7 protein-coding genes are annotated in these 12,085 nt (G+C 42.7%); 5 read left to right on the top strand and 2 right to left on the bottom strand.

Annotation, left to right across the window (positions count from 1 at the left end; all coding sequences use genetic code 11):
- Positions 1–188: 188 nt before the first annotated feature.
- The 5 genes from Q0590_RS03015 to Q0590_RS02995 all read left to right on the top strand — a co-directional run bounded on the left by Q0590_RS03015 (position 189) and on the right by Q0590_RS02995 (position 9,990).
- Positions 189–740, top strand: coding sequence for a hypothetical protein (locus Q0590_RS03015; protein ID WP_302035992.1), 552 nt, complete (start codon positions 189–191; stop codon positions 738–740).
- Between the two features lie 121 nt (positions 741–861).
- Positions 862–4,284 carry a type IX secretion system sortase PorU gene (gene porU, locus Q0590_RS03010; RefSeq protein ID WP_302035991.1) on the top strand — a complete coding sequence of 1,141 codons (3,423 nt, stop codon included), beginning with the start codon at positions 862–864 and terminating at the stop codon, positions 4,282–4,284.
- A 111-nt stretch (positions 4,285–4,395) separates the two neighbouring features.
- Positions 4,396–5,571, top strand: coding sequence for a type IX secretion system outer membrane channel protein PorV (porV, locus tag Q0590_RS03005; protein WP_302035990.1), 1,176 nt, complete (start codon positions 4,396–4,398; stop codon positions 5,569–5,571).
- A 174-nt stretch (positions 5,572–5,745) separates the two neighbouring features.
- Positions 5,746–8,700: a TonB-dependent receptor gene (locus tag Q0590_RS03000; RefSeq protein WP_302035989.1), complete on the top strand. Its 2,955-nt coding sequence runs from the start codon at positions 5,746–5,748 to the stop codon at positions 8,698–8,700.
- A 258-nt stretch (positions 8,701–8,958) separates the two neighbouring features.
- Positions 8,959–9,990, top strand: coding sequence for a carbohydrate-binding domain-containing protein (locus Q0590_RS02995; RefSeq protein ID WP_302035988.1), 1,032 nt, complete (start codon positions 8,959–8,961; stop codon positions 9,988–9,990).
- 27 nt (positions 9,991–10,017) lie between these two features.
- Here Q0590_RS02995 and Q0590_RS02990 read toward each other — a convergent pair whose 3' ends face one another.
- Together Q0590_RS02990 and Q0590_RS02985 are read right to left on the bottom strand one after the other, a co-directional pair.
- Complete coding sequence (locus tag Q0590_RS02990) at positions 10,018–10,914, bottom strand: aldo/keto reductase (protein ID WP_302035987.1); 897 nt, start codon at positions 10,912–10,914, stop codon at positions 10,018–10,020.
- 135 nt (positions 10,915–11,049) lie between these two features.
- Positions 11,050–12,009 carry a bile acid:sodium symporter family protein gene (locus tag Q0590_RS02985; RefSeq protein ID WP_302036285.1) on the bottom strand — a complete coding sequence of 320 codons (960 nt, stop codon included), beginning with the start codon at positions 12,007–12,009 and terminating at the stop codon, positions 11,050–11,052.
- Positions 12,010–12,085: the final 76 nt, after the last annotated feature.

Raw genomic sequence — 12,085 nt, 5'->3', positions numbered from 1 at the left:
CCGGTAACGTTTAACAGCTTTTGTTCCTACCTTCATCAACAAATGTGCGCCGGCCAGGTAGCTACCAAAAATAATAAGATTGGGCTACTTTTGTTACATCGGCTTGTGCTTTTCCATAACTATAGTATACTAAAGAGTCTCCAGTAAAAGGCTGTAATTGTGTATATTTGGTTGTAAGCATTCATTAAATGAAGAGAGGATTAAGTATAGAAAAGATTAGATTTTCAAATAAATCAATTCTGTTTAGTCTTGCGACGATAGTAATTGTAACTATAGCGGGTATTTATCTTCAGAATTATTTATTAACCTATAAAGAAATACCTTACAACATCCTGATTGAGGATGAAAAATTTTATAGTAAGTCAGAAATTATCGGTTGGCATACGATAGATTTAGGTTCATTTACTATTGCTGCCCCTACTGCTTATTTATATTTCAAAATTCGAGGAATAGACAGCTATGTTGGAGGTATTACCAATAAGAGAGATACTTTAATTTTTGACTATGGTTGGTATTCCAATGATCTAAGTGATTTGGATAAAGATTCAAGCTATCAGATAAAAACGATTACAGTAAATAACAAAAGATTCAAGATAGTTGAACAGAAGGCTAATTCGGGTTTTATTGGTGCATACACAAATGATTTACCTAAGAAGAACAGATTAATGATTGTATGTGAAGATTGTGAAGAGTTAGGAGAGAAAATGAAAATTTTACAAACAATAGCATTCAAACAGTAAAGAAGAAATGCTAACACAAAACCTGCAATAACTGCCTTATTCTTAACAAAAGGCCAAGCACAAAAGGCCTTTTTGCGAGGGTTCATGATCCGTTAGATTTAAATTAATAGAATACATAAGTATGCCTTTCTTTCGCCTGTGGCTTCTTTTCCTTTTACTGATACTGGGTCTGTACCATCCCTCTTCCGCACAGCCCTCTGTGCTGGCGGCTAGTGACTGGTATAAGATTGGAATAACTAAAAAAGGAATCTATAAACTAGATAGGGCATTTTTACAGAAGGCTGGAATTAATGTATCTTCTTTGCTGCCGCAACAGATTAAACTATATGGCAATGGGGGGGGTATGCTGCCGCAAGCTAATAGTAGTTTCCGGCATTCCGACCTGGTAGAAAATGCCATTTATGTGGAAGGAGAAAAAGATGGGCAGTTTAATGAAGCTGATTATATTTTGTTTTATGCCCAAAGTCCGCATTCAGTCAGTTATAATGAGGCAGAGAAAAAATTTTTACACCAGACTAATCTATATAGTGATACTACATTTTATTTTTTAACCGTTGGCCCTTCCCCAGGACTTCGGATACAAGATCAACCCAGTGAATCAGGCGCAGGTATTCCTATTGCTACTTTTGATGAGTATGTATTTCATGAAAAGGAGGAACGCAACCAGCTGGCTTCTATTGACCCCGCCTATACAGGTTCTGGCAGGGAATGGTATGGCGAACGGTTTGTAGATGCAGCCCGTACCCAAACCCTAGAATTTGAGCTACCCGGCCTGGTAGCTAATTCAACAGTGCATATAACTTCTGCCGTAATGGCCAGGGCTAACGGAACTACTACATTTAACCTGAAAGCCAATGAAGTAACGGTAGGTACACAATCGGTTCCTGGGGTTTCGTCCGATAGATATGACCTGAAAGGCATCAACCAGATTAGTAGCTTCACACTGCCTGCTACATGGCAGGGAGATAAAGTAACGCTGAACTATGTGTATGACCTCAAAGGAGCTACCCGGGCGGAAGGATATTTAAATTATGTGGGTATACAAGTAAAACGGCATCTGAAAGTATATACTAACCAGACCAGCTTCCGGACACTGGAAAGCCTGGACCATCCAATGGTGACGTATCAGGTACAAGAGGCAAGCCCGGCGCTGCGGATCTGGGATATTACTGATCCCTTACAAGCCAAAAATCAGCTATTTTCCCTCACTACTAACCAGGCCACTTTTACGGCAAGTACCGGCAAGCTAAAAGAATACATAGCTTTTACAGGTAGTACCTTTGATGCGCCATTGACTGTACAGAAAATACCTAATCAGGATTTGCATAGCCTGGCAGTACCCCAGTTTTTGATTATTACACCGCCCCAGTTTCTGCAACAAGCTCACCAGCTAGCAGCCTTCCGTGAATCGCATGATGGATTAAGCGTAGCAGTGACTACACCCGCCTTAATTTATAATGAGTTTTCTTCTGGCAGGCAAGATATAACAGCTATTCGTGACTTTATCCGCTATCTCTATAAAAAAAATAATGCCTTACAATATGTGCTGCTGCTGGGCGATGCTTCCTATGATTACAAAAACCGCATAACGGGCAACACCAATTTTGTTCCCATCTATGAATCCAGAGAATCCCTGCATCCTATTTTTAGTTATTCGTCGGATGACTATTATGGATTTATGGACGAAACGGAAGGCGAATGGACAGAAAACATGCAAGGCGACCATACCATGGACGTGGCTATTGGCAGGTTACCAATAAAATCAGTGGCCGAAGCACAAGCGGTTGTACAAAAACTTATCCGGTATGCTTCCGATGCAAACACCACAGGCAAATGGCGTAACAAAATAGCTTTTGTAGCCGACGACGGCGACAACAATACGCACCAGTTGGATGCAGAAAGGCTCGCCAGCCAAGTAAGCCGCACCTATCCAATGTATAATCTGAGTAAGATCTATCTGGATGCTTTTCCACAAAACTCTTCGCCCAACGGACAAACAGCCCCTGAAGTAAAAAAATCCATTGATCAGGCGATACAGCAAGGCCACTTAATAGTGAATTATACCGGACATGGAGGTGAAATCGGCTGGACAGAAGAGCAAATATTAACCGTGCCGCAAATTAACAGCTGGAAAAATGCCTATATGCCTTTGCTGGTAACGGCTACCTGCGAGTTTGGGCGCTACGACGATCCCTTGCGGGTATCTGGTGCAGAATATGCTGTGCTCCACCCCCAGGGAGGTGCCATTGGCTTACTTACTACCACACGTCCTGTGTTTTCCAACACAAACTATGCGTTAAACACCGCTTTTTACAGCTCAGTATTTGAGCAAAAAGATGGACAAAGGCCACGGTTGGGAGATATTATTAAGTACACGAAAAATAACAGCTTAAGTGGCAGTGTTAACCGCAACTTTGCTTTACTGGGAGATCCTTCTATGCGATTGGCCTATCCGCAGGAGGAAGCAGCCATTACCAGAATAAACGGAAAAGACCTTAGTCAGGGAGTTGATACATTAAAAGCATTAAGCCATGTACACATAGAAGGGCAGATTCAGATCCCAGGCACAAGCACCCTGCAAGCGGATTTTAATGGGTTGGTATACATTACCGTGTATGACAAAGCCAGTACCCTGTCTACGTTGGGTACCGAACGAAGCAATCAGATGAATTTTCAGGTACAGCAGAATACTTTATATGAGGGAAAGGCCACCGTTAAAAATGGGGTATTTCAATTCAGTTTTGTGGTACCCAAAGACATAGACTACCGGTTTGATACTGGCAAGATCAGCCTGTATGCACAGCAAGAGGCAAGTTTACGCGATGCTTCCGGAGCGCAGCTGGTGGTGATAGGAGGAAGTGCCCAGGAAGTAGCGGCAGACAACATACCTCCTCAAATCCGCCTGTTTATGAACGATACTACCTTTGTTAGTGGAGGCATTACTGGCTCTACTACATCGTTGCTGGCGTATTTTTCTGACGAAAGCGGCATAAATATTACCCGTACTGGTATTGGTCATGGCATTAGAGTTACACTTAGCAGTGGAAGAGATACTACCCTGCTTCTGAATGAGTATTACACGGCCGGTCCGGAAAGTTATCAGCAAGGGCAACTGGTTTATCCATTCCAGAATCTGGCTCCCGGAAATTATCAGCTAACCCTGAAGGCCTGGGATGTACATAATAATTCCAACGAGGCATCTATCCATTTTATCGTGGCGGGCAGCGAGAAACTAGTTCTAGCTAATTTATTCAATTTCCCCAACCCTATGCGGGAATATACAACCTTTCAGTTTGACCATAACCGGGCAGGAGAAGAGCTGGAAATCCGTATTGAAGTCTATAACACGGCTGGTCAGCAGGTAAAAACAATGCAGACACAAGTGGCTAATAGTCCGGAACATATTAGGAGTTTAACCTGGGATGGCATAAGTGATAAAGGAAATAAATTAAGCAAAGGCATATACATTTATAAGATCACTGTTCGTTCTATGGCTGACTACTCATCTGCCTTTCAGATGAATAAATTAATTATCTTTCAATAGGTTACAAAAAGTACATGCAGAAAAACAATCAAATAACAGCACTTTTTTATCTACTGAATCCATTTATTTGATTCTTTGCTATATTTACAATCCAATTATATACTTTATCCGATGAATAAGTTTTCCTTTTCGCTGCTGTCTGTTTTGTTTATGGCTTTTAACTATGCCTCAGGCCAGGGCGCTATTGGAGGGCAAGATACCACCAACCGCGCTATTGTTACACCTGTTGCATTTTTAACCATTTCTCCCGATGCCCGTTCTGGTGCCTTAGGGGATGCAGGCGCAGCACTTTCACCAGATGCTAATGCCAGTTACTGGAATCCGGCTAAGTTACCTTTTGCTCCAAGCAAGTTTGGGATGGCTCTTTCGGTAACTCCCTGGCTTTCTAAACTGGTCAACGATATGTATCTTTCTTATCTCACCGGATATTATAAAATTGATGACCGACAGGCTATCAGTGGCTCATTAACGTACTTTGACCTGGGAGATATTCAGTTTACCGACGAAGTAGGTGCCCCTATCCGCGATTTTAATTCCAGAGAGTTTGCTTTTAGCGGTAGTTATGCACGTAAATTATCAGAAAACCTGAGTATGGGTGTTGCCTTGCGTTACATACACTCTAACCTGGCGGGTAATTTCAACTTTACTAATACGGTAGGGCAGGTAAGAGCCGGAAATACTGTAGCTGGCGATATTTCATTATATTATACCAAAGATCTGAATATTAGCGGCAATGATGTAAACTTTGCCTTTGGTGCTAATCTCTCCAATCTGGGAGCTAAAATTTCGTATACTACCAGAGAAGAAAGAGAGTTTATTCCTACCAATTTAAAAATAGGAACCGGCTTAACCTTTAACCTTGACCCGTATAATAAAGTAACCTGGCTGCTAGATTTCAATAAACTATTGGTGCCTACCCCAGATATTGATCCAAGTACCGGAAGAAACAGAAACAGCGAAAAAACATTTATCAGCGGTGCATTAGGATCTTTTGGTGATGCGCCAAATGGCTTCAGCGAAGAAATTAAAGAAGTATCGCTGGCTACTGGCCTGGAATACTGGTATAACGATTTGTTTGCTGCACGTGCCGGGTATTTTACAGAAAGCCGTGAAAAAGGCAACCGGCGGTATGCTACCTTTGGCGTAGGGTTACGGTATCAGAAACTGGGCTTAGATTTTGCCTACCTGGTACCTATGCAGCGGCAGAACCCCCTGGCCGAAACCCTGCGTTTTACACTTCACCTAAAATTCGGACAGAATGAAGAATCCAATGTGCCGGTAGAATAATGTGTAAGTATTTCATTTACAAAGTTTAAGAATATATACTATTTTTATAAATGCCCAAAAGGTGCTGATTTAGTTAATCAGCACCTTTTTTTATTGGCTTTTTTTAACAATATTGCTTTAGTAATATTTAACATTTAAATAGTTAAATTTTTTTCTTACTTCATCACCAAACCTATGAACCAACTTTTAGCCAGATTTTTTGGAATCTGTTTGTTCCTTAGCTTCTACCTGGGTATGCAACCATGTTTTTCACAAAGCACCACCCTATCCGGAAATGTAACGGATGCCGCCAACAATGAACCTTTAGTAGGAGTAAATGTCTCTGTAAAAGGTAAGCTGGTTGGAACAGTTACAGATGCGAGAGGCAACTTTTCCCTTACGACCAATACGCCTCCACCATTTATGCTTGTTTTTTCAACAGTGGGCTTTGAATCCCAGGAAGTGGAGGTTAGCGGAGATCAGTCAGCCATTGCGGTATCCTTAAAAGAACAGGTAATTATGGGCCAGGAGGTAGTAGTAGCTGCCTCCCGGATGGAAGAAAGCATTCTAGAGTCGCCAGTATCCATTGAAAAAATGGATTTGCGTACCATCCGCGAAACTCCTGCGGCTAATTTCTACGATGCCTTAGCAAATATCAAAGGCATTGACCTGAATACCCAGAGCTTAACATTTAAATCTGTCAATACCCGTGGGTTTAATGCGAATGGCAATGTGCGGGTTGTGCAGCTGATAGATGGAATGGATAATCAGGCACCTGGCCTTAACTTTTCAGTCGGCAATATTGTAGGTATTTCTGAAATAGATCTGGAAAGTGTAGAGGTTTTGCCAGGTGCATCGTCTGCGCTCTATGGACCAAATGCCATTCAGGGAATCATTTTAATGACTAGCAAAAATCCTTTCCAATACCAGGGATTGAGTGCCAATGCGAAAGTAGGACTGATGAATGTGGGTAGAGAAGGGGTAGACCCCAGCTTTATGCGGGAGTTTTCTGCCAGGTATGCCAAAGCATTCAACAATAAGTTTGCCTTCAAAGTAAATGCATCCTACCTGGCAGCTGTTGACTGGCGTGCCAACGATTTTCGCGACAAAAACGCAGGGTTGCAGGAGGGAAGTACCAGGCAAACTAATCCGAATTTTAATGGCGTAAATACCTACGGCGATGAAGCAGCTAATTCGTTTAATTTACAGAATGTAGCTAATAATGAAGGGTTTATACAACAAGTCCTTACGCCTGCCTCCGCTGCTACCGGATTAAGTGTGGCCCAGTTACAAGCAATCATTCCGAATCAGGAAGTCACACGCACAGGCTATGAAGAACGGGAATTGGCCAATTACGATACAGAAAGCATTAAGCTAAGCGCTGCCTTGCATTACCGGATAACAGAAGACGTAGAAGCTATTTTACAAGGTAACTATGGAACTGGCACTACGATGTATACCGGCATAGACCGGTATTCCCTGACTGGGTTTAATTTATCTCAGTATAAGGCAGAAGTAAAGGGATCTAACTTTTTTGTACGGGCTTATACGACCCAGGAACGCTCCGGCGATTCTTATTCTACTGGTACGTTGGGTATTTTTATGAATGAAGCGTACAAGCCAGGAACCCGGTGGTTTCCCGAATACACAGCGGCATTCCTGCAAGCCAGGTTGCTAGGGCAGGGCCAGGAGCAGGCACATAATTCCGCCCGTACTTTTGCCGACCAGGGCCGTTTTCTGCCAGGTTCCGCTCAATTCAATGCCGCAAAAGATCAGATCATCAATACCCCTATCCCACGCGGAGCACGCTTCACCGACAAAACCAATTTGTACCATGCCGAAGCCATGTACAATTTTAACAAACATTTCAATTTTGCTGAAGTAGTAGTAGGCGCTAACTACCGCTTATACGACCTGAATTCAGAGGGTACATTATTTTTGCAGGACGATGACGGAGAGGAATTTAACATTAACGAATATGGAGCATACGTTCAGGCAGCTAAAAAATTGTTCGCTGACCGGTTAAAACTTACCGGATCTATCCGGTATGATAAAAATCAGAATTTTAAGGGCCAGTTCTCCCCCCGTTTGTCAGCCGTGTATACAGTAGCCAACACACATAACTTCCGGGTATCTTACCAGACAGGTTTCCGTATTCCAAACACGCAAGAGCAATATATCGACTTGAATACGCCGCAAGCCCGGTTAATTGGTGGGTTGCCTATTTTCCAGCAGCGGTTTAATCTGGTGAATAACCCGGCGTATACCTTACAAAATGTAGAAGAATTTGGTGCAGCTGTTCAAACAAATGCAACAGCACAGAGTACCATTGCACAAGCGGTACAACTGGCCCAGGCAGATGCGCAGGCAGGCAGAATTCCAGCTACGGAGGCGGCGGTTGCTGCCCAGGCACAATTATATGCATTGGGAATTGGGTATCAATTAGCCTTAAGTTCTGGTGTTCTGCAACCTTATCAATTCAAAGAATTTAAGCCGGAACGTGTACAATCTTATGAGATCGGTTATAAAAGCCTGATTGCGAATAAACTAATGATAGATGCCTATTATTACTACAATTCTTATAAAAGTTTTGTCCGCCAGCCAATATTATTACAGGCCAATCCTACTAATGGTCCCTCTGACCCGCTAGCCTTGTTAGGTTTAGCCGGTACAAGAGGTATTTATGCATCCTATGCCAGTAGTGAGGGCCGGGTAAATTCGCATGGCTGGGCACTTGGCCTGGATTATTCGTTGCCTAAAGGGTATACGCTTGGTGGGAATGTAGCTTACAATGCCTTAATTGATGCAGATAGTGAGCTTGGGCAGATTCAGTTTAACACCCCTCGCTATCGTAGCAATGTAACATTGGGCAACCGGAATGTATTTAAAAATATAGGATTTAATATCGCCTGGCGTTGGCAGGATGCCTTCCTGTGGGAATCTTCCTTCACTATACCAGCTACGAATACCATCGTACCAGCTTTCAATACAATAGATGCACAAATCAGCTATAAAATTGCTCCGCTGAAATCTATTTTAAAAATTGGTGGTTCTAATATCTTCAACCAGTATTATACGCAAGCTTTTGGAAATCCAAGTATTGGTGGCTTATATTATATTTCATTAACGTTTGATGAATTATTAAATTAAGCAGCTACTTTTCTGAAAATACTACCCATAAAAAAGAGGCTACATGGCCTCTTTTTGTTGAATGTCTGGTAATTTTGTAGTACTTACCAACTTGATGAACCAAATATGGCTGGAGCAGTAAAGGCCAAAGAATATAGAGTAATTGGTAGGTACCCATTAGGAATATCCTAAGTCCAGCTACGTATATACTGTTTGAGTATGTAATGGCGTTGGTAGGTAGCTCATATCACACATAAAATTAGATTAGCAGCAGGTAGAATGAAGATAAACGGATTGTTGAAAAGCAAAAAATTACTAAAGATTTTTCTTGGTAGTATTATAGGAGTTACTCTACTAGGTTTCGTAGGTATTCTTTGGGTAATACTAGGTATGTATAGTTTTCTGGCGCAAAACGATCGGGTAGAAGCTGAAATATTGGTAGTAGAAGGCTGGTTGCCGGAATATGCGCTGGAAGAAGCCATTAAAGAATATAAATCGCATCCCTATAAAAAGATTGTTACAACGGGCGGCCCCATAGATAGTACCTTCCGGATGCATAGCAACGGAACCTTGCATCTGCAATTGCCGGATTCTATTGATACTACACCCTCTGCTTCCCGGATTATGGTAGAAGCACAGGGTACACCCTTAGATAGAACATATCCGCATTTTACGCTATGGGTAAACGATACCATTTGTGTAGGAGAAGCCTCTGTGTGGTGGACTAAGAAAAGGTACTTTTTTCCGCTTGAACCCAGCATTCCGGTTATCCATTCGGTGCATATTAAATACGATAATGATGCCGAAAACGACTCAGATAATCGTGATTTGTATATCAGAAATGTAAAAATAAACGAGTATAGAACCAGTTACCTGGCAGCCGATATGGTGTATGAGCATTATTCAGCCTATAGCAAAGAGACTATTGCTTTTTCTGAAAAAACCATGGCCGAAACAGCCGCTTTTTACCTGAAACGGATGGGATTAAAAGATACAGAGGTAACAGCCGTGCCTTCTCCTCCCGTAAGAGTGCATAGAACATATACATCTGCTATTGCCTTAAAAGAATGGCTGAAGCAACATAATATACATTCTGTAAATGTGCTCTCTTTAGGCACACACGCCCGGCGCAGTTGCCTCTCGTATAAAAAAGTAATGCGGGATTATGAGGGGGTGGAAATAGGTGTAATTGCGCTGGAAGATAAAAACTATGATCCGGATAACTGGTGGCGTAGCCGCCGCTCACGGAAAATGATTCTACGGGAAGCATTAAAATACACCTATATTCAATTCTTTTTCGATATTGTATAACACCTGAGCTGATTTTACAACAAGTAGTTACTGGTGTTCGCTATAGCTGTTCGCTTTAATGCTTTTCTGTAACTGTTGTATCTCCTCTTCTGACAATAAGGGTGCCTGTTGTATGCCGGTAATCTCTTGCAGGTGTGTTAACGTGCGTATACCTACCACAGCCGTTGTAACAGCCGGATGGTGTAACACATACTGCACAGCTGTCTCAGCCTTACTTCGCTGCGGATTACTTACCAGTTGAATGGCTGCCGCCGCCTGCTTTACTTCTTCAGCTGAATAGCCTAAAAAAGGTTGAGCCGGCTTATTCACCAGCATACCTTTGGCCAGGCTTCCTCTAGCCAATACACCAATCTTGTGTTGCTCCAGCAAACCCAGGCACGTTTCTTCAGGCCGCCTGTCGAGCAAGCTATATTGCATCATCACACTTACGATACCAGACCGCCTCACATACTCGCGAATGACATTTGGCCGGATGGAAGAAATACCATAATACCTGATTTTGCCTTGTTGTTTCAGAAGTTCAAAGGCTTCAATAGTTTCATCTATTGGGTCGTCTAGCGTGCCGCCATGCAACTGATATAGATCAATATAGTCGGTTTGAAGCCGCTGCAGGCTTTGTTCCACCGCTTCCAGAATGTAGGCTTTGGTAGGGTTCCAGTCCCAGCCGCTCCCGTCTTTGCGCCATTGATTTCCTACTTTGGTAGCCAGAATAACTTTATCCCGTTTACCCTGAAAAGCACGCCCAACGGAAATTTCATTCAACCCTTGTCCGTATAAGTCAGCCGTATCAAATAAGTTAATTCCTTCATCTAACGCCTGGTGCAATATACGGGCATTCTCCACATGGTCTTCTCCCAGCGACATGCAACCAAAGCTGATTTCGCTCACCTGTAAACCGGAGTTTCCTAATAGATTATATTTCATAAGTATATGACGGATGAAGGCTTATATTGTTCGTAAAAAATCTGGGTATGTAAAATTTCACAATCAAAACGATGAGGAGCATAGAACTAAGAAATAGTATTCAGCTTGTATTATGTGCTCCAGTTACCCGTAGTCTTATTTGCTACTAATACTTGTTGTGTGCTTCCTTGCCATAGACTGGGCAATAATACTGGCGGCTATCAATTGCAAGGCATGATACAGCATAATCGGCAGCAAAATAATACCAACTGTATTGGCATCCCGGAAAAGTACCTTCGACATAACTGTACCTTGCACCAACGATTTCTTAGAGCCGCAAAACAAGGCGGTAATTCTGTCGGCCCGGTTGAAGTGAAGGAGTTGGCAGATAGCAAATACCAGCCCATACACCAAAAAAAATAAACCCAGCATAGCTACAGCCAGCAGCAGCAAATCCGTCATCCGCAAACTGGCAAACAAATTCCGGGCAAACGATTCACAAAAGGATGTATACACAATGAGCAAAATAATAAACTGATCGAAGTACTTTAACTGCTGCCGGTATTTTTCAGCAAAGGACCCCAGGCGGGAATGGAGTAGCAAACCTGCTATAACCGGAAAAATTACCTGCAATGTGAGTTTGCCAATTACCGGCCAGATGTTGTACTCTCCCTCACTGGTATTCAGAAATAAACTTATCCACATAGGTGTAATAAACACGCCAATCAGGCTGGAGATACTGGCATTGAATATAGCAGCCGGCATATTTCCCCCGGCTATAGACACCATAACCACCGACGAAGAAACCGTGGAAGGCAAAATGGCTACATAAAAAACAGCCAGCCAGAGCAAGCGGTTTTCAGCTCCATCAGCAAAAGTATATGTGCTCAAAATGAGCAATGGAAACAAGACAAACGTTGTAAGGTGAATAAGCACATGCAGCCGCCAGTTGCTAAGTCCGGCCCGGAGTTTTTCCGGAGAGAGCTTTAGTCCATAGAAGAAGAAGATTACCGAAACGCCATAGGTTGTAATTTCCTCCAGAGGCAGGGGGCTTTGTTCAGTGCCAAACTTGGGAAACCAATACGCCAGCAAAAGCATCAGCAACAGGCAAAGCATAAACCCATCGAAGCCCGCCCTGGCCAGTAACCTACGTAGGTGTGTATACCTGGAGGGTGGCTGTGCGCTAACTTCT

The sequence above is a fragment of the Rhodocytophaga aerolata genome, assembly GCF_030503435.1.
In the GTDB taxonomy this organism is placed as follows: domain Bacteria; phylum Bacteroidota; class Bacteroidia; order Cytophagales; family 172606-1; genus Rhodocytophaga; species Rhodocytophaga aerolata.
The sequence above is the reverse complement of the archived record's forward strand: the minus strand, read 5'-3'. Positions and strand labels throughout refer to the sequence as shown.